Below are 18145 nucleotides of genomic sequence, written 5' to 3'. Positions count from 1 at the left end.
GATCCGATCGCCCTGTCAAGCGTTATCGCCAGAGTCGCCTCGCTCGGGCGCCCCGCCCAGGGCGCCTTCCTCAGACCGTGGGGCTGCCGCGTTGCCGGAGCATCCCGTTCATCTGTGTGATCTCGGCGCGCTGGCCGTCCACCATCGTGCGGGCGAGGCGGCGGACCCGGTCGTGCCCGGTGCGGGTGAGGACCGCCTCGGCCATGCCGACGCCGCCCCGGTGGTGGGCGATCATCAGGCGCAGGTACAGGACCTCGGCGGCGCGGCCGGACGCCTTCTCCAGGTCGGCGAGCTGCGCGCGGGTCGCCATGCCGGGCATCGCGGCTCCGGGGCCCGCGGCTCCGGGGCCCTGGTGCCCGGCATGGCCCGACATCCACCGCATCGGGCCCGCGGGATCGGTCTTGGGCAGGCCCCACTCGTCCAGCCAGGCCGTCATCATGCCGATCTGCGCGGACTGGGTGTTGATGATGTCGTAGGCGAGGAGGCGGACGGCGGGGTCGTCGGTGCGGTCCCGGACGATGAACGACATCCGGACCGCCTGGGCATGGTGGGTGCTCATGTCGCGGGCGAAACCGGCCTCCGGGTCGTTCGTTCCCGGGTCGCTCGATCGGAACGCGGTCAGCGCTACGAGGGCCACGCCGGTGAGGAGGACGACCGCCGCGAGGACGATGGTGACCTTTCGTCCTCGCGCTGGCTCGGCGGTCACGGGGTGTCCTTGGAGCCGTCGCAGGGGGCGCCGGGTTCCGGCGTCTGCGGGCCCTTCACGAAGGCCTTCAGGAACTTGTCGACGCGCGGGTCGGAGGCCTTGTCGATCTTGAGTTGCCTGCCCCACGCACTGAGCACGATCGGGGAGGTCAACGACGGGTACGGGCTCATCAGCGTGTAGTCGGTGTTGCCGACCTTGGCCTTGAGGGCGTTGACCTCGGCGGCGGCGAGGCCGGGACGATAAGTGATCCACACGGCGCCGTGCTCCAGCGAGTGGACGGCGTTCTCGTTGCGCAGCGGCGCGTCGTAGACGCGGCCGTCGCAGTTCTGCCAGACGGGGTCGTGGTCGCCGCCCATCGGCGGGTCGGTGGCGTACTTGACGGCACCCTGGGTGTGGTCACGGCCCAGGCCGTCCTTGGTGACCAGGCCGGGGATGGACGCGGCGCCGTCGGCGGACGACGGCCTGGACTGGAGGAAGGCGTAGCCGACGGCCACGACCGCGACCACGGCGACGACGGTGAAGAAGGCGATGGCTCCCCACGGCGTCTCGCGCTCGGTGAGCGCGTTCTTGCGGGCGTTCTTGCGGACGTCCGCGCTACGGGCGTTCTTGTTACGGGTGCTCTTGGACATGCGGGCCTCTCAGGGCGATGTGACTGTGGACATGAGAGCCGCGCCGTACGGCGTGATCGCGGGTACGGCGTGGCCACGTGTCCGTTACAGCCGGAGCACCTGGAGGGCGGGACGGAACAGGGGGCTGGACGTGCGCCCGGCGGCCGGGACGAGCGTCCAGCCGAGGCGGGCGGGCAGGCGCGCGGCGGGACGGCGCAGGATCGCCGCCAGGCCGAGCAGGACGAGGGTGAACAGGGCGGCCACGCACAGGCAGGCGTCCATCGGCACCCGGTGCTTCTCCGGTGTCAGCGTGGCGTCAGCGGCCCTGTGAAGGCCGTGGAGCAGTGAAACGCCCGGTTCGGGGGTGTTGGTGCCCGTTGGCGGGGGCGCGGCCGGTACGGGCGCGCTCATCGAGTGCTCGGTGCACACCCGGTCGGGCGGGCCGTGCCCCAGCCCGTAGCTGAAGATCAGCCCGCCCACGACGAACAGCGCGATGAGCAGCCCGGCCGGGCCGTTCCGCCGCTTTGAGGGCACCATCACGCTCCTGCTCGTACGTTTCGCGCAGTTCCAACGCGGGACGGCGGCGTCAGGTTCCCCGGTCCGGCGATGTCCCTGCCCCGAGATAGTGTCGGAGCGTGACCAGCGGGGCGGAATCGGGCGAGCCGGAAGGCCTTTTCGACGCACCAGGCCGGGAGACCGGGAGAGCGGCCCCGCCCGCCGCGCCCGCGCCCGGCGGCGGAGGGCCGAAACCGCTCGCCGTGCGGATGCGTCCGCGGGCGTTGGACGAGGTCGTCGGCCAGGCCCATCTCCTCGGCCCCGGCACCCCGATCCGGCAGCTCGTCGACCGCGACGTGCCCATGTCGCTCGTCCTGTGGGGCCCGCCGGGCACGGGCAAGACGACCCTCGCCACCGTCGTCAGCCAGGTCACGTCCCGCCGGTTCGTGGAGGTCTCCGCGGTCAGCGACGGCGTCAAACGGGTCCGCGCCGAGATCGACCTGGCCCGGCGCGAGCTGGGCATGACCGGGCGGCAGACGGTCCTGTTCGTCGACGAGGTCCACCGCTTCAACAAGGCCCAGCAGGACGCCCTGCTCCCCGCTGTGGAGAACCGCTGGGTCTCCTTCATCGGCGCCACCACCGAGAACCCGTTCTTCTCCGTCATCAGCCCGCTGCTGTCGCGCTCGCTACTGCTCACCCTGGAGCCCCTCGGCGACGACGACCTGCGCGAGGTCGTCCACCGCGCGCTCACCGACGAGCGCGGGCTGGACGGGACGGCGACCCTCGACCCCGCCGCCGAAGATCACCTGATCCGGCTCGCGGGCGGCGACGCCCGCCGCGCCCTCACCTACCTGGAGGCCGCGTCGCTGGTCGTCGACGACGGCGGCGTGATCGACGCGGCCGTGCTGGAACGGGCCGTCGACCGGGCCGCCGTCCGCTACGACCGCGAGGGCGACCAGCACTACGACGTCATCAGCGCGTTCGTCAAGAGCATCCGCGGCAGCGACGCCGACGCCGCGCTGCACTACCTGGCTCGCATGATCGAGGCCGGGGAGGACCCCCGGTTCATCGCCCGGCGGCTGATCGTGCACGCCAGCGAGGACGTCGGCATGGCCGACCCGACCGCGCTCCAGACGGCGGTCGCGGCGGCGCAGGCGGTCGAGTTCGTCGGCCTGCCCGAGGCGCGCATCAACCTCGCGCAGGCGGTCATCCACCTGTCGCTGGCCCCCAAGTCCAACGCGGTGATCGTCGCGGTGGACGAGGCGCTCGGCGACGTCCGCAAGGGCCTCGTCGGGCCCGTCCCCGGGCATCTGCGCGACGCGCACTACAAGGGCGCCGCGAAGATCGGGCACGGGGAGGGCTACAAGTACGCGCACAACCACCCCGGTGGAGTGGTGAAACAGCAGTACGCCCCCGACCCGGTCGACGGACGGGAGTACTATCGGCCGACCCGGCACGGCGCCGAGTCGCGGTTCACCGAGGTGCTCGCGCGGATCAGGTCCGTCCTGCGGGACCGCTGATGGATCTTGCTCCACCGTGCTCCCACGGAGCGGGCGGGCGGACCGGTAAGGTCGGTCTGGCCAGGTCCCGGCCCGATCACGAGGACCGATGGTGAAGGCGGGGCCGGGCTCGCACGAACGGAAAGCTCAATGCTCACTGGTGGACAGCTCGCTGGTCTCATCGTGGCCGTGTTCTGGGCGGTGCTCGTCACGGTCATCGCGCTCACCCTGCTGAGGCTCGCCCGCCTCCTGCGCGAGGCCGGCGACGTCGTCCGCGAGTTCGGCGACCAGGCCGGCCCGCTGCTGGACGACATGAGCCGGACGGTGCGACGCGCCAACGAGCAGCTCGGCCGCACCGAGGCCGTCACCAAGCAGGTCGCGGGCGTCACCCAGAACGTCTCGGCCGTCACGACGGTGATGTCGTCGGTGGTGGGCGGGCCGCTGGTGAAGGCCGCCGCGTTCTCCTACGGCGTCCGCAAGGCCCTCGGCAACCGCGACGACGCCGACGACCGCACCGGCGACCGCACCGGCGACCGCGCCGCCGACCGCGCCGAACAGGGGGGCCGCAACGGGCGCTCCAAGACGGCGCGCAAGGAGCTGCCCGCCAGGTCCTCGGGCCGGGGACGCCGATGAGGCGCCTGTTCTGGCTCTCGGTCGGCGCGGGCGCCGGGGTCTACGTCTCGCACCGCGTCAAGCGCCGCGTCGTGCGGTTCACGCGCAGCTGGTCCCCGGACGGCGTCGCGGCGCGGGCGGTGGCGGGCGGGCAGGGGGCGGGCGAACGACTGAGGCATTTCGTCTCGGACGTGCGTACGGAGATGCACGCCCGCGAGGAGGAGCTGCGCGAGGCCGTCCGCACGGACCAGGCCCCGCCGGACGCCGCGCCGTCCCGCGTCCTCCGGGCGCGGTACACGATCATCAACGACATCGACGACGACAAGGATGGCCACTGATCATGGAGTCGGCAGAGGTGGCACGCCGCTTCCTCAGGTTCTTCGAGGAGCGCGGGCACACGGTGGTGCCCTCGGCCAGCCTGATCGCCGAGGACCCGACCCTCCTGCTGGTCAACGCCGGAATGGTCCCGTTCAAGCCGTACTTCCTCGGCCAGCGAACCCCGCCGTCCCCGCGGATGACCAGCGCGCAGAAGTGCGTGCGGACGCCCGACATCGAAGAGGTCGGCAGGACCACCCGGCACGCCACGTTCTTCCAGATGCTGGGCAACTTCTCCATCGGCGACTACTTCAAGGAGCAGGCGATCCCGTTCGCCTGGGAGCTGCTGACCCGGTCCCGGGACGAGGGCGGCTTCGGGTTCCCCGAGGAGAAGCTGTGGGTGACCGTCTTCGACGACGATGACGAGGCCGCCGGGCTCTGGCACGACAAGGTCGGCGTCCCCCTCGACCGCATCCAGCGGCGCGGCATGGTGGACAACTTCTGGTCGATGGGCGTCCCCGGCCCGTGCGGGCCCTGCTCTGAGATCTACTACGACCGCGGCGCCGAGTACGGCCGCGAGGGCGGGCCCGTCGTCGACGAGGACCGCTACCTGGAGGTCTGGAACCTCGTCTTCATGCAGTTCGAGCGGGGGCCGGGGGAGAGCAAGACCGACTTCCCGATCCTCGGCGACCTGCCCGCCAAGAACATCGACACCGGCATGGGCCTGGAGCGCATGGCGGCGATCCTCCAGGGCGTCGACAACATCTACGAGACCGACACGCTGTGGCGCGTCCTCGCCCGCGCCGCCGAGCTGACCGGCGCCCGGTACGGCCGCGACCACCGCGCCGACGTGTCGCTGCGCGTCATCGCCGACCACGTCCGCAGCGGGACGATGATGGTCGCCGACGGCATCCGTCCCGGCAACGAGGGCCGCGGCTACGTGCTGCGCCGCATCCTGCGCCGCTCCATCCGCAACCTGCGGCTGCTCGGCGGCGCCGACGCGGGCCTCATGCACGAGCTGACCGCCGTCGCGATCGCCGCGATGGGCGAGCAGTACCCCGAGCTGGTCCGCACCGCCGCGAACATCCACACGGTCATCGACGCCGAGGAGGACTCCTTCCTCGCGACGCTCCGCACCGGCACCGCCATCTTCGACACCGCCGTCGCGGAGACCCGCGGGTCCGGTGGCGGGACGCTGGCGGGCGCGCAGGCGTTCAAGCTGCACGACACCTACGGCTTCCCGATCGACCTCACCCTGGAGATGGCGTCCGAGCAGGGCCTCCAGGTGGACGAGGAGGGCTTCCGGCGGCTCATGCGCGAGCAGCGCGACCGCGCCAAGAAGGACGCCCGCGACAAGAGGACCGGCAACCTGGACGTGTCCGTCCTCGACGAGCTGCTCACCGGCGCGGGCGGCAAGGTCGACTTCATCGGCTACCGGCACCTGCTCGGCGACGCCCGCCTGGTCGGGCTGCTGGTGGGCGGCGCCAACGCGCCCGCCGCCGGGGAGGGCACCGAGGTCGAGGTCGTCCTGGACCGCACCCCGTTCTACGCCGAGGGCGGCGGCCAGCTCGGCGACCACGGCACGATCCGGCTCGGCAACGGCGCCGTCATCGAGGTGACCGACGTGCAGTCGCCGCTCGCCGGGCTGGTCGTGCACCGCGGCCGGGTCGTCAGCGGCGAGGCGCAGGCGGGTGACACCGCGCACGCCGAGGTGGACGTGGAGCGCCGCCACGCGATCTCCCGCTCGCACACCGCGACCCACCTGGTGCACGCCGGGTTCCGCCGCGCGCTCGGCGAGTCCGCGGCGCAGGCCGGGTCGGAGAACTCGCCCGGCCGGTTCCGGTTCGACTTCACCGCGTCCGGCGCCGTCCCGCCGAGCGTGCTGCGCGACGTGGAGGACGAGGTCAACGAGGTCCTCGTCGGCGACCTTGACGTTCGCGCGTTCCACACCTCGATCGACGAGGCCCGCGCGATGGGCGCGCTGGCCCTGTTCGGCGAGAAGTACGGCGACGAGGTCCGCGTCGTCGAGGTCGGCGACTACTCCCGCGAGCTGTGCGGCGGCACCCATGTCGCGCGCTCCGGTCAACTCGGCCTGGTCAAGGTGCTGGGCGAGGCGTCGATCGGGGCGGGCGTCCGCCGCGTCGAGGCCCTCGTCGGCATCGACGCCTTCCGGTTCCTGGCGCGCGAGAGCGTCCTCGTCGCGCAGCTCGCCGAGCAGCTGAAGACGCGCAAGGAGGAGCTGCCCGAGCGGATCTCGGGTGTCGTCACCCGGCTCCGCGACGCCGAGAAGGAGCTGGAGAAGCTCCGCTCGCAGCAGGTCCTCGCCATCGCGGGATCGCTCGCCGACTCCGCCACCGACGTGCACGGCATCGCGTTCGTCGGGCACCGCGCCCCGGACGGCACCGGCGCCGACGACCTGCGCAAGCTCGCCGTCGACGTGCGCGGCCGCCTCACCGCGCGGCCCGCCGTCGTGATGGTCACGGGCGTGCCGAAGGACCGTCCCGTCGTGGTCGTCGCCGTCACGGCGGGCGCCCGCGACCGGGGCCTGAAGGCGGGCGCGCTCGTCGGGCTCGCCGCGAAGGCGCTCGGCGGGGGCGGGGGCGGCAAGGACGACCTCGCCCAGGGCGGCGGGGCCGACCCGTCCGCCATCGGCGCCGCCCTCGCCGCCGTGGAACAAGCCGTAGGGGCCGCGTGAGGCCGGGGCGTCGGGGCAAGAGACCGGGGCCGTCCCGTGGCGGGACGGGGACGCCGCGATGAGGCGCGGCGTCCGGCTGGCGGTGGACGTCGGCAGCGTGCGGATCGGGGTCGCGCGGTGCGACCCCGGCGGCATCCTCGCCACGCCACTGGAGACGGTCAAGAGCGGCAAGGGCGACATCGACCGGATCGTCGCGCTCGTCGCCGAGCACGAGGCGATCGAGGTGGTCGTCGGCCTGCCGACGTCGCTGTCGGGCCGTGAGGGTCCGGCGGCGCGGACGGCGCGCGGGTTCGCGACGACACTGGCCGACCGGCTCCCCCCGGAGACGGTCCGGCTGCACGACGAGCGGCTCACCACCGTGACGGCGGAGAGCGGGCTGCGCGCCGGAGGCGTGCGCGGCCGGGCCCGGCGCGCCGTCGTCGACCAGGCCGCCGCGACGGTCCTGCTCCAAGCGGCACTTGACGTGGAACGGTTGACTGACCGCCCCCCAGGCGAGATCGTCCGGGGGAACTCATGAACGATTTGGACCTCTTCTCAGACCCGTACGGCGAGGGGCCGCCGCACGAGGAGCAGCGGTACGGCAGGCGCGATCAGAGGCGCGCCCGCAAACGCCAGAAGCGCCGCAGGCGCAACGGCCGTGCCGCCGCCCTGTTCGCGATGGCGTTCCTGGTCGCGGTGTTCGGCACCGGCGGCGTGCTCGGGTACGCCTGGCTCGACAGCAAGCGGCACCCACCGGACTACGAGGGGCAGGGCAGCGGCAACATCACCGTCCAGATCAAGGACGGCGCGAGCGGCGCGGTGATCGCGGCGACGCTGGAGGGGCACAGCGTCGTCAAGAGCGCCCGCGCGTTCGTGAAGGTCTACAACGGCGAGACGCGGGCCTCCAGCATCCAGCCCGGCTTCTACCAGATGCGGCTGAGGATGTCGTCGGCCGCGGCGATGTCGCTGCTGCTCGACCCGAAGTCCCGCGCCGGCAACCAGCTCTCCGTCCCGGAGGGCAAGCGCGCCATCGAGATCTACGAGCTGCTGTCGAAGAAGACGGGCATCCCCGTCAAGGACTTCCAGGCCGCCGCGAAGAAGCCGGAGTCGCTCGCGCTGCCCGAGTACGCGAAGGGCAAGGTGGAGGGGTACCTGTACCCGGGCCGCTACGACCTCGACCCGAACGGGACGGCCGAGCAGATCCTCAAGCAGATGGTGGCCCGGTACAACGAGGAGGCGCAGAACCTCGACCTGGTCGGCAAGGCGCGCGCGGCGGGGATGAAACCGGCGACGGTCATCACGCTGGCGAGCCTCGTCCAGGCGGAGGGCGGCAAGCCCAGCGACCTGCCGAAGATCTCCCGCGTCATCTACAACCGGGTGAAGAAGGGCATGAAGCTCCAGTTCGACACGACGGTGCTGTACGCGCTCAACAAGCGGACGCTGACCGTGACCGAGAAGGACTTGCAGACCCCCTCGCCCTACAACACCTACCTGCACGCGGGCCTGCCACCGGGCCCGATCTCCAGCCCCGGCCCGCAGGCGATCGAGGCGGCCCTGTCGCCCGCCGACGGCACCTGGATCTTCTTCATCGCCACCGACCCCACCAACAAGATCACCGAGTTCGCCACGACGGAGGCGGAGCGGGTCCAGCTGGAGAAGAAGTTCCGGGCCTGGCAGAAGGCGCACCCGGGCCAGTGACAGAAAAGGCGCACCGCGCGGCGGTGCTGGGGTCGCCGATCGCGCATTCGCTGTCGCCGGTCCTGCACCGGGCGGCGTACGCGGCGATGGGCCTGGACGCCTGGTCCTACGACGCCGTCGAGTGCGGCGAGGACGGCCTCGCCGCACTGCTGGACGGCCTCGGCCCCGAATGGGCGGGCCTGTCGCTGACGATGCCGCTCAAACGGGTCGCGCTCGGCCTGGTCGACACCGTGTCCGACCTGGCGGTGAACGTCGGCGGCGCCAACACGATCGTCCTGCGCGACGGCCGCCGCCACGCCGGCAACACCGACGTGCACGGCATCGTGACGGCGCTGACGGAGGCGGGCGTCAAGGCCCCCGCCTCCGCGCTGGTGCTCGGCGGCGGCGCGACGGCGGCGTCCGCGCTGGTCGCCCTCGCCGGGCTCGGCCTGGACGAGGCCGTCCTCGCCGTGCGGACCCCGGAACGCGCGGTGGGCGCGGTGGAGGTGGGGGAGCGGTTCGGGCTCACGGTCCGCGTCGTGACACTCGACCGGGCCACCGCGCACCTCCCCGCCGACCTGGTGGTGTCGACGCTGCCCGGACGGGCCGCAGACCCGGTCGCCGAACCGGTCGCCGAGTCCGGCGCCGCCCTGTTCGACGTGGTGTACGCGCCATGGCCCACGGCGCTCGCGGCGGCGGTCGGACGCGCGGGCGGCACGGTCGTCAGCGGGTTCGCGATGCTCCTGCACCAGGCGGTCCGGCAGGTGACGCTGATGACCGGGCGCGAGGACATCCCCGTCGAGGCGATGCGCGCGGCGGGCGAGGCCGAACTGGACCGCCGGGCCTGAACCGCCCGCGCTGTCACGACGCGGGCGGAGCCCGTCATGACGCGGCCGGGGGCGGGCCGCGTGCCGCGCGGCGCCGCGTCAGCGACTCGTTGATCCCGGTGAGCACGATCGGCAGGATCACGCTCATCCAGAAGTCCTTCCACCCCCACAGGTCGACGGCGACCCCGGCCGCGCTGCACAGGCACACCAGGACCAGCAGGATCGACGCCCAGTGCCGCCGCGCCAGCGTCACCGCGTCGACGACCCGGCGGTGCGGGAACAGATCGGCGAGGGGGAGGTCGCGGGCGTGTTCGCGCTGCACCACCGTGGCGTCCGGCAGCCAGTGCAGGACGTCGGCGCCCCCGGCCAGCGGCATCCGGCCGAGCGCGACCAGCGTCTCCAGCCGCCACCACAGCGTCCACAGCGACGTCCGCCCGCCACCGATGTGACCGTTCCAGCGCCGGTCGCCCACCTCGCTGCGAGCCAGCGTCCGGAACGCGCGGGCGACGGCCGGGCCGTTCGGGCCGCGCGGGTCCCGCAGCAGGGCGGCGAGCGCGATCGGCAGGCCGTAGTGCCACAGCGCGAGCCGCCACACCGGCTTCGCGCCGGGACCGTGCGGCGAGACGTCGTAGGTCTCGATCCACGTGTGGTCGTCGTCGGGGTCGAGGTTGTCCAGCAGCCAGTCGTAGGCGTCCAGCAGCCGCTCGGACCGCAGCTCCGGCCGCGCCTCCGCCAGCGTCACCAGCGCGAACGCGGTGTGGGTGACGGTCGGCCGCGCCGCCTGCGTCGGCCCCCAGCCCGGCCGGTGCGCCGTGCGGTCCGCGGTCAGCCACTCCACGCCCCGGTCGACCGCCGTGTCGTAGGGGTTGAGCTGGGTGAGCGCGCGCAGCGCCAGGCACGTCAGCCACACCCGGGACCGGGAGCCGTGCAGCGACCCCCAGCCGCCGTCGGGGTTCTGGTTGTGCCGCAGCCACGCGTACGCGCGCCGCAGGTCGGGCGCGTCGTCGCGCAGGTCGCAGCGGGCGCGGGCGAGGAACCGCGCGATCCACGCGGTCGCCTCCACCACCGGCATGCCGAGGCTGGTCTTGGTGGCCCAGCCGCCGTCGCGCAGCCCGTCGTCGGACACCGTCTGCCGGGACGCCAGGAACGCCAGCCCGTCGTCGAAGTACTCGAACGGCCGCCCCGCCTCCACGAACGCCAGCAGCCCGACGGCCGTCGCGGTCGTGCCGGGCTCGGGCCGGGACAGCTCGTGGTACCAGCCGCCGCCGGTGCCGATCGCGGGCGCGTAGGCGTCGCGGAGCACGTCGAGCGACTCGTCCAGCCGGGCGGCGAGGAGCGCCATGTCGATGGCGGGGACGTCCGGGCCGGAGCGCCGTGCCCGGTGCGGCGCGGCGGGACGGTGGGGGCGGGGTGCGGGCGCGGGGAGCCGAGATGTCTGGTTCACAGTTTTGCCTTCTGCTTCTGTTGTGCCCCCAAAGCCGGGCCGCGTACCTCGCCGGTCACATATCTGTCCCTTGTCGTAGAGACCTGTGGCCGGACGGGACGGTCCAGCGGCCCGCCGGGCACGCTGGAAGGCGAACGTCCCCCGCCACCAGGTGATTTGGAGGAGGCTTGGCCGAGCCGACGGTGTGGACCGAGCCCGGTCACGACTGCGTCCTGTGCCCGCCGCTGAGGTTCCGGTTCAACGTGATGGCCGATCTGCCGGGGGAGTCGAGCGTCATCGCGCGCGACGGCGACTTCCTCCTGATGCCGGACATCGCCCCCCTCAGGGAGGGGCACGTGCTGCTGGTGACCCGCGACCACCACATGTCCGCCGGGGAGTTCGGCCCCCGGATGTGGGAGGGCGCCCTGCGGTGGCGCGACCGCGTCGCCGACCTGTACCGCCGGGCGTACGGCGACGGCGACCTACTGCTGTTCGAACACGGACCGGCCACCTCCCAGGGCGGAGGCGCGTGCATCGACCACGCCCACTGGCATTTCCTGCCCGGTGTGTCCGGCGTGCGGACGGTCGTGGAGGAACGCGGCCACCCCGGCGCTCCCGTCGACCACGCCGCCCTCCGCGAACTCCTTCGCGCGGGCCGCTCCTACCTGTTCATCGAGGAGGGCGGCGCCGCGACCGTCCATCCCGGCGACGGGGTGCAGAGCCAGTTCCTGCGCTGGGCGGTCACGGCCGCCGGGCGCGACTCGACCTGGCGCTGGCAGGAGAGCTTCGGCCTGCCCGCCAGCCGCAGCCGGTTCCTGCACACCCTGGAAGACCTGCGCGCGGCGTCGTCGGCGCAGGGTGAGGATCAGTTACCGGACAGCCAGCGGTAGAGCTCGGCCGCGGCGAGCCGGTCGCCGAACCCGACCCGCTCCACGCCGTCCCTGTATCCGGTCGGGTACTCCACCGGCGGCCGTCCGCGCCGGTGGACGAGGACCCGCTCCAGGGACGTCGGCCCGAAACGCAGCAGCCAGGTCGGGCGGCCGGGCACGGCCCGGTCCAGGCACGGCAGCAGGTCGCGCACCTCCTGCCCGCCGCACGGCACCGGACGGCCGAGCAGCCGCGCCACCGTGGGCGCCTCGGAGATGACGAGGTCGGCCAGGTCCAGCATCGGCAGGACGTCGTCGGCCGCGAGCCGCGCGTCGACGTCGTGCGGGACGACGTCGAACGCCACCCGAGTCCCGGCGTCGCGGGCGATTCCCGCCGCCGTGTGCAGCGCGGCCCGCGAGACCGGGGACAGCAGCGAGTACCCGTCGGTGACCAGCACGTCGCAGCCCTCGATCGCGGCCGCCGCCGCGCGGACCTCCGGGACGGTCAGGCGGCGGCACGGCGGATCGTCGTGGACGACCAGCAGCCGCACGCCCCGCCCGCCCGCCGGGCCGTCGCCGTTCGGACGGTCGCGCAGCATCACCGAGACGCCGTTCGGCGTGCCCGGCTCGACGCACAGGTGGTCGTCGGCGCCGAGGCGCCGCAGCTCCCGGCGGATCGTCCGGGTGTGGTCGTCGTCGCCGATCTTGCCGAGCACGCCCACGCTGCGGAAGTAGCGCGTCGCGCACCGGGCCAGGTTGACCGCCGTCCCCGCCACCATCGCGCGGGCCGGGGCGTAGGCGAGACGGTCGGCGACGACGTCGACGAACCGGACGTCCGGCAGCGTCGCGCGGACCTCGATGCCGACGTCTCCGATGACGAACAGCGAGAAGCGGCGCTCGTCGGCGCCGTCCAGCCCCGGCCACTCGACGGGGGAGGCGGCGGGTGGCGGGACAGGTGACGGGAGCGGGTCCATGCCTTCGACGGTCACCCGGCCGCGAGCAGGAACGCCCGCATCACCGGGCGCAGGCTCGGGATGAGGTCGTAGGTACCGGCCTCGTCCAGCGGGACCCAGGCGCAGCCGTCGAGATGGTCGTCGCTCTCCTGGTTCTCCAGGGTCGCGTCGACCGTCACCGGCCGGCACCTGCGCGCCGTCGCCACGACCCGAACCTGCCCGCGCCCGGCGAGATCGGCCCTGTCGGGCATGAACCACTGCCACAGATGGAAGGGCGGCCCCGGATCGATCTTGAGGCCGACCTCCTCCCACACCTCGCGGCGGATGTGGTCGTCCAGGTCGAGGTCGTCCTCCACCTCCAGCCGCCCGCCGGGAACCTCCCAGCGGCCCGGATGGAACGGGTCGGACGCGGACTTGCGGACGAGGAGCAACCGTCCGCCCGAGACGATGAACGCCTTCTGGGCGAACTCCAGCCTGATCGGGGACAAGGCGGTGAGGGGGCCGGCCGTGCCGGCCTCGACCGAGGGCATCGCGGGAACAACCTCCCTGGTGCCGGGCCCACCGGGCCGTCTTCGCCTCACCGTAACAGCCGGGGGCCGCGCTGCCGAGAGGACCGGCGGGCAAGAACGTCGTCACCCGGACGCGGGAATGGGCGGCGCCTCCCGGTCGTTGATCAGGGTGGCGTACCTCACGAGGACTCCCACGGGCAAGTCTCCGCCGTGGCGCACGAACCTCCCGCAGGTGGTAGTCTTTGTGGCCGACCGGCCTTACGCGCACCCGGAAACGGAGAGCGCGCATGGCGCACAAGCGGAGGCCACCTCCCACCTGACCAGCCGCAAGGCTGATGGGTCTCGGTCCGGCGAACGAGCGCATGGCGCTCGTCCCGCCGTCGTCCCTGGGCGGCTCTGCCGCTCGGGGAGACCGAAGGTGGCCCCGTACGTGAGTCGTGCGGGGCTTTTCTCGTGGAAGCCTCGGGGTACGACCGGTCCAACGAACGTGAGAACGGCCCCAAGGAGGTCCCATCAGCGCCGAACCGCGTATCAACGATCGCATTCGCGTGCCCGAGGTCCGGCTCGTCGGCCCGAACGGCGAACAGGTGGGCATCGTGCCCATCGCCAAGGCCCTTGAACTCGCGCGCGAGTCGGATCTCGACCTCGTCGAGGTGGCGCCCACCGCGCGCCCGCCCGTCGCCAAGCTCATGGACTACGGCAAGTTCAAGTACGAGTCCGCGATGAAGGCGCGCGAAGCGCGGAAGAACCAGGCGCACACGGTCATCAAGGAGATCAAGCTCCGCCCGAAGATCGACCCGCACGACTACGAGACCAAGAAGGGTCACGTCGTACGGTTCCTGAAGGCCGGGGACAAGGTGAAGGTCACGATCATGTTCCGTGGTCGTGAGCAGTCCCGCCCCGAGCTTGGCTACCGGCTCCTGCAGCGGCTCGCCGACGACGTCGAGGAGCTCGGCTTCGTCGAGTCGCGGCCCAAGCTGGACGGCCGGAACATGATCATGGTGATCGGTCCGCACAAGAAGAAGGCGGCCCGCGGCCAGGAGACGGCCGGCACCGTCTGACGGCCGCCCGCCGCGCGGCGGCCCCGGCCCCTGCGTGACCGCACGGGCCAGGGCGGGGACGCGGCGGACGTACATTGAAGCCTGACCGGGCGCGCTCACGAGAACTCGTGCGAGGCGCCGATCGGGTGCGCCCCCGTGCCGTCCGGGCGGGGGTCGGACAGTTAGGGAGACGACGGCGACCATGCCGAAGACCAAGACCCACAGCGGTGCCAAGAAGCGCTTCAAGCTGACCGGCTCCGGCAAGGTGATGCGCCGCCGCGCCAACCGCAACCACCTGCTCGAGCACAAGCCGTCCAAGCGGACCAGGCGGCTCGACGGCCCCGTGGTGGTGGCCCCCTCGGACGCCAAGAACATCAAGAAGCTGCTGCGCAAGTAGCGCCCGACCAGAACATCAGCGACCGGCCGAGGCCCGACGGCCCCGGCCCCCACGAAGGAGTCAGCACGTGGCACGCGTGAAGCGGGCGGTCAACGCCGCCAAGAAGCGTCGGGTCGTCCTTGAGCGGTCGAGCGGCTACCGGGGCCAGCGTTCGCGTCTGTACCGCAAGGCCAAGGAGCAGCAGCTCCACTCGATGACGTACGCCTTCCGGGACCGCAAGGACCGCAAGGGCCAGTTCCGCCGGCTGTGGATCCAGCGGATCAACGCCGCCGCCCGCGCCAACGGGATCACCTACAACCGGTTCATCCAGGGTCTGAAGGCCGCGGAGGTCGAGGTCGACCGCCGCATGCTGGCCGAACTGGCCGTCAACGACGCGCCCGCGTTCGCCACCCTGGTCGAGGTCGCCAAGAAGGCGCTGCCGGCCGAGCGGAACACCGCCGGAAACAACGCCGCCGGAAACACGGAGGCGGCCTGATCCGGGCCTTCCGGACCCGGGCGAGCATCTCGACATGGCGGGCCGCGAGCTGACCTCCGTCCGATCACCGCGGGTGAAGGCCGCTCGCCGGCTCGCCAAGCGCGCCTTCCGCCGCCGCGAGAACCGGTTCCTCGCCGAGGGGCCGCAGGCGGTGCGGGAGGCGCTGGATAGCCCCGGCGGCCTCGCCGAGCTGTTCACCACGGCGGAGGCCGAGGCGCGCCATCCCGAGTTGATCGCCGCCGCCGAGCGGGTGGGCGCGCCGGTGCTGCGCGTCAGTGGCGAGATCATGGCCGAGCTGGCGCAGACCGTCACCCCGCAGGGGCTGCTGGCGGTCTGCGAGTTCGTCGACGTTCCGCTGGCCACGGCGTTGGAGCGCGGTCCCCGGCTGGTGACCGTCCTCGCGCACGTCCGCGATCCCGGCAACGCGGGCACGGTGCTGCGCACCGCGGACGCCGCCGGGGCGGAGAGCGTCGTGTTCACCGACGCCTCCGTCGACCCGTACAACGGCAAGTGCGTGCGGGCGTCGGCGGGCAGCCTGTTCCACCTGCCGGTCGTCGTCGGCCCGCGGTTCGACGCGCTCGCCCCGGAGTTGCGGGGCGCCGGGCTCACCGTCCTCGCCGCGGACGGCGGGGGTGACCGCACCCTCGACGAGGCGATCGACGGCGGCCTGCTGGCGCGTCCGACCGCCTGGGTGTTCGGCAACGAGGCGTGGGGCCTTCCGGACGAGATCCTCCAGCATGTGGACGAGGTCGTCCGGGTCCCGATCCACGGGCGCGCCGAGAGCCTGAACCTGGCCACGGCGGCGGCCGTATGCCTGTATGCGTCGGCCCGCGCGCAGCGCGGGAGGTGACGTCCGCACGCGACGCCGATCCCGGATCTTGACTGCGTTCCGTGATCGGATGGCCGCAATCGGTCGTCCAATAACCCGCTTTCCGGTCGTTGAGCTGCGAAGATGGTCAACGCGCGGGCAGTGGGCCGAGGGGACCGGTCGCAGTACCGCTGCCGTGCCGGGCTCCTTCGCAGGTAGGAGCGGGAAACGGTCGCTCGGCGGATCCGTTCGGCGGCACCCCGCGCCTACGGTGTGATCAGTGGGTTGACCAGGGGCGACATCGGTGCCGTACAGAGTTGGGGGCGAAACGTGATGACCGAGGACAGCAGACCGGCGAGGCGGCCGGGGCGGCGCGGGCCGGAGGTGCGGTGCCGGTTGGGCGCGTCCCTCGGCGTGGCCGCGAACTCGTCGATGGCGTCCACGGCGGCTAAGGCGTCCATGGCGTCCACGGGGCCCGCCGCGTCGGTCGCGGTCCGGGGCGTTCACGTGCCAGGGCCGGACGACCCGTTGACCGTCGAGATCACCCGGGCGCGCGGCGACACGGTCGTCGTCGCGGTGACCGGTGAGATCGACCTGCGCACCGCCGACACGCTGCGGGCTCGGCTCGTCGCCGTGCACGGCGCAGGTCTCGGCGCCGGTCTCGGTACCGGACCCAACGGCGAGGGCGCGCGCCGCGTCGTGGCCGACTTCGCCGCCGTCCCGTTCTGCGACGCGGCCGGGCTCGGCGCGCTGGTCGCGGCCCGCAACCGGATCGTCGCGTCCGGCGGCGAGATCGCGCTGGCCCGCGTCCGTCCCGCCCAGGCGCGGCTGCTGCGCGTGACCGGGCTCGACCGCCTGTTCGCGGTCCACCCGGACGTCGCGAGCGCGCTCGCCGAGCACGACCCGTCCGCGACGTCCAGGTGAGCGCGGACGCCCGGAGGCTACACATGCCTTGCCGTGGGGCGCTTTGCGGGTGCCGCGACGCCCCCGACTGCGGCTAGAGTCTCTTCTCGACAGGCCGCGTTCTCTTCGGTGTTCTGGAGGCCGCCGTGGGCAGAGAGGATCACCCTCGTGTGCCCGCGCCCGCATCGGCACCCGGCGGGCTCTCGCCGGACGATCTGCCCGACGGGCTGCTGGTCGCCGGTCGCGACGCCCGGGTGATGGTGTTCAACGCCGCCGCGACGCGGATGACCGGCGTCGCCGCCGCGTCCGCCGTCGGCCGCGACTTCCGCGACGTCCTTCCGCTGCACGACGCCGAGGGGCGCGACTGGTGGAAGTGCCTGGCCCCCTACGACGGGCTGTCCACCCGCACCCGGCATCCCGAGCGCTCGTTGTTCCTGCCCGACGGCACCGAGGTCCTGGTGGCCGCCGCGTACCGCAGGGACGACCGCCGCCGCGTGGAGAGGTTCACGGTGTCGCTGCGCGACGCCCTGCAACGGGCCCGCCGCGAACGCGACCGCGCCGACCTGGTCTCCACCGTCGCCCACGAGCTGCGCTCCCCGCTGACCAGCGTCAAGGGGTTCACCGCGACGCTGCTGGCCAAGTGGCACCGCTTCAACGACGACCAGAAGCGCGTCATGCTGGAGACGGTCAACGCCGACGCCGACCGCGTCACCCGGCTGATCACCGAGTTGCTGGACGTGTCCCGCATCGAGGCCGGGCGGCTGGAGATGCACCGCCAGGTCGTCGACCTTCCGGACGAGATCCGCAAGATCATCGCGGGCCGGGTCGCGGCGGGCGAGCCGGAGGACCGGTTCAGGTTCGAGTCCCACGGCGAGCTGCCCGAGATGTGGCTCGACCCCGACAAGATGGACCAGATCCTCGGTAACCTGGTCGAGAACGCGGTCCGCCACGGGGCGGGAACCGTCACCATCGTGGTGGAGCCGGACGCGCACAAGGAGGGAACCGCCGTGTCGGTGCGCGACGAGGGCGCGGGCATACCGCCCGAGGCCGTCCAACGCGTCTTCCGGCAGTTCTGGCGTGGTCCCGGCGGCGACCGCAGGGGCGGCACCGGCCTCGGGCTCTACATCGTCAAGGGCCTGGTCGAGGCGCACGGCGGCGTGATCACCGTGCGGCGGGCGCCCGGCGGCGGCGCCGAGTTCCGATTTACCGTGCCCGCAGGGGCCCCCGACTACGCCAGCTGACCCGGCGCGCACCGCCGGGCAGGGCGATCACCCCGGGGTCCCGGACGGGCCGCGCGTCACGCGCACGCTTTCCGGATCCTCACCGCCCGCGCACTAGACTGCGGGCGTCCCACGCCG

At 73.0% G+C, this 18145-nt stretch carries 20 protein-coding genes; 14 read left to right on the top strand and 6 right to left on the bottom strand.

The features are described from left to right. Positions 1-70 precede the first annotated feature (70 nt). The 3 genes from ABD808_RS34090 to ABD808_RS34080 all read right to left on the bottom strand — a co-directional run bounded on the left by ABD808_RS34090 (position 71) and on the right by ABD808_RS34080 (position 1854). Complete coding sequence (locus ABD808_RS34090; RefSeq protein WP_344906075.1) at positions 71-706, bottom strand: DUF305 domain-containing protein; 636 nt, start codon at positions 704-706, stop codon at positions 71-73. Then, positions 703-1335: a thioredoxin-like domain-containing protein gene (locus tag ABD808_RS34085; RefSeq protein WP_344906072.1), complete on the bottom strand. Its 633-nt coding sequence runs from the start codon at positions 1333-1335 to the stop codon at positions 703-705. Before ABD808_RS34085 ends, ABD808_RS34090 begins: the two co-directional genes overlap by 4 nt. Before the next feature lie 84 nt (positions 1336-1419). Continuing rightward, on the bottom strand, positions 1420-1854 hold the full coding sequence (locus ABD808_RS34080) for a hypothetical protein (protein ID WP_344906069.1): 435 nt from the start codon (positions 1852-1854) through the stop codon (positions 1420-1422). A gap of 95 nt (positions 1855-1949) precedes the next feature. Between ABD808_RS34080 and ABD808_RS34075 the strand changes: the two genes are divergently transcribed. The 7 genes from ABD808_RS34075 to ABD808_RS34045 all read left to right on the top strand — a co-directional run bounded on the left by ABD808_RS34075 (position 1950) and on the right by ABD808_RS34045 (position 9434). Continuing rightward, positions 1950-3329 (top strand): replication-associated recombination protein A, encoded by a 1380-nt coding sequence (locus ABD808_RS34075; RefSeq protein WP_425549010.1) that lies wholly within the window; start codon positions 1950-1952, stop codon positions 3327-3329. Positions 3330-3458: 129 nt separating this feature from the next. Beyond that, entirely contained in the window at positions 3459-3941 is a 483-nt protein-coding gene (locus tag ABD808_RS34070; RefSeq protein WP_344906066.1) for a DUF948 domain-containing protein, read from the top strand. Then, entirely contained in the window at positions 3938-4258 is a 321-nt protein-coding gene (locus tag ABD808_RS34065) for a hypothetical protein (protein ID WP_344906063.1), read from the top strand. Before ABD808_RS34070 ends, ABD808_RS34065 begins: the two co-directional genes overlap by 4 nt. Positions 4259-4260: 2 nt before the next feature. Further along, positions 4261-6930, top strand: coding sequence for an alanine--tRNA ligase (gene alaS, locus ABD808_RS34060; RefSeq protein ID WP_344906060.1), 2670 nt, complete (start codon positions 4261-4263; stop codon positions 6928-6930). A gap of 58 nt (positions 6931-6988) precedes the next feature. Next, positions 6989-7447 (top strand): Holliday junction resolvase RuvX, encoded by a 459-nt coding sequence (gene ruvX / locus ABD808_RS34055; RefSeq protein ID WP_344906057.1) that lies wholly within the window; start codon positions 6989-6991, stop codon positions 7445-7447. Then, on the top strand, positions 7444-8607 hold the full coding sequence (mltG, locus tag ABD808_RS34050) for an endolytic transglycosylase MltG (RefSeq protein ID WP_344906054.1): 1164 nt from the start codon (positions 7444-7446) through the stop codon (positions 8605-8607). Before ruvX ends, mltG begins: the two co-directional genes overlap by 4 nt. Continuing rightward, the gene (locus tag ABD808_RS34045; RefSeq protein WP_344906051.1) at positions 8604-9434 is read left to right on the top strand and encodes a shikimate dehydrogenase; all 831 of its coding nucleotides are present in this window, start codon (positions 8604-8606) and stop codon (positions 9432-9434) included. Before mltG ends, ABD808_RS34045 begins: the two co-directional genes overlap by 4 nt. A 34-nt stretch (positions 9435-9468) precedes the next feature. On the opposite strand, the gene ABD808_RS34040 is transcribed toward ABD808_RS34045, so the two are convergent. Next, positions 9469-10857, bottom strand: a complete 1389-nt coding sequence (locus tag ABD808_RS34040) for a prenyltransferase/squalene oxidase repeat-containing protein (RefSeq protein WP_344906048.1) — start codon at positions 10855-10857, stop codon at positions 9469-9471. Between the two features lie 167 nt (positions 10858-11024). On the opposite strand from ABD808_RS34040, the gene ABD808_RS34035 reads away from it, so the two are divergent. After that, positions 11025-11726: an HIT family protein gene (locus ABD808_RS34035; RefSeq protein ID WP_344906045.1), complete on the top strand. Its 702-nt coding sequence runs from the start codon at positions 11025-11027 to the stop codon at positions 11724-11726. On the opposite strand, the gene ABD808_RS34030 is transcribed toward ABD808_RS34035, so the two are convergent. Together ABD808_RS34030 and ABD808_RS34025 are read right to left on the bottom strand one after the other, a co-directional pair. After that, positions 11702-12676 carry a carbohydrate kinase family protein gene (locus ABD808_RS34030; RefSeq protein WP_344906042.1) on the bottom strand — a complete coding sequence of 325 codons (975 nt, stop codon included), beginning with the start codon at positions 12674-12676 and terminating at the stop codon, positions 11702-11704. The two genes, ABD808_RS34035 and ABD808_RS34030, sit on opposite strands and share 25 nt — an antisense overlap. 11 nt (positions 12677-12687) lie before the next feature. Then, the gene (locus ABD808_RS34025; protein WP_344906039.1) at positions 12688-13185 is read right to left on the bottom strand and encodes an NUDIX domain-containing protein; all 498 of its coding nucleotides are present in this window, start codon (positions 13183-13185) and stop codon (positions 12688-12690) included. Positions 13186-13676: 491 nt separating this feature from the next. On the opposite strand from ABD808_RS34025, the gene infC reads away from it, so the two are divergent. From infC to ABD808_RS33995, 6 genes are all read left to right on the top strand, one after another. Then, positions 13677-14225, top strand: coding sequence for a translation initiation factor IF-3 (gene infC / locus ABD808_RS34020; RefSeq protein WP_344906307.1), 549 nt, complete (start codon positions 13677-13679; stop codon positions 14223-14225). 181 nt (positions 14226-14406) lie between these two features. Then, positions 14407-14601, top strand: a complete 195-nt coding sequence (gene rpmI, locus ABD808_RS34015; protein ID WP_344906036.1) for a 50S ribosomal protein L35 — start codon at positions 14407-14409, stop codon at positions 14599-14601. Between the two features lie 67 nt (positions 14602-14668). Further along, positions 14669-15076: a 50S ribosomal protein L20 gene (rplT, locus tag ABD808_RS34010; RefSeq protein ID WP_344906033.1), complete on the top strand. Its 408-nt coding sequence runs from the start codon at positions 14669-14671 to the stop codon at positions 15074-15076. Positions 15077-15110: 34 nt separating this feature from the next. After that, entirely contained in the window at positions 15111-15926 is an 816-nt protein-coding gene (locus ABD808_RS34005; protein WP_344906030.1) for a TrmH family RNA methyltransferase, read from the top strand. 291 nt (positions 15927-16217) lie between these two features. Continuing rightward, positions 16218-16808 (top strand): STAS domain-containing protein, encoded by a 591-nt coding sequence (locus ABD808_RS34000; protein ID WP_344906027.1) that lies wholly within the window; start codon positions 16218-16220, stop codon positions 16806-16808. A gap of 125 nt (positions 16809-16933) precedes the next feature. Further along, entirely contained in the window at positions 16934-18028 is a 1095-nt protein-coding gene (locus tag ABD808_RS33995; protein ID WP_344906024.1) for a sensor histidine kinase, read from the top strand. The last annotated feature ends 117 nt before the right edge of the window (positions 18029-18145 follow it).

It is taken from the genome of Actinomadura meridiana (assembly GCF_039537545.1).
Lineage (GTDB): Bacteria > Actinomycetota > Actinomycetes > Streptosporangiales > Streptosporangiaceae > Spirillospora > Spirillospora meridiana.
This window is presented reverse-complemented; position numbering and strand designations above follow the sequence as displayed.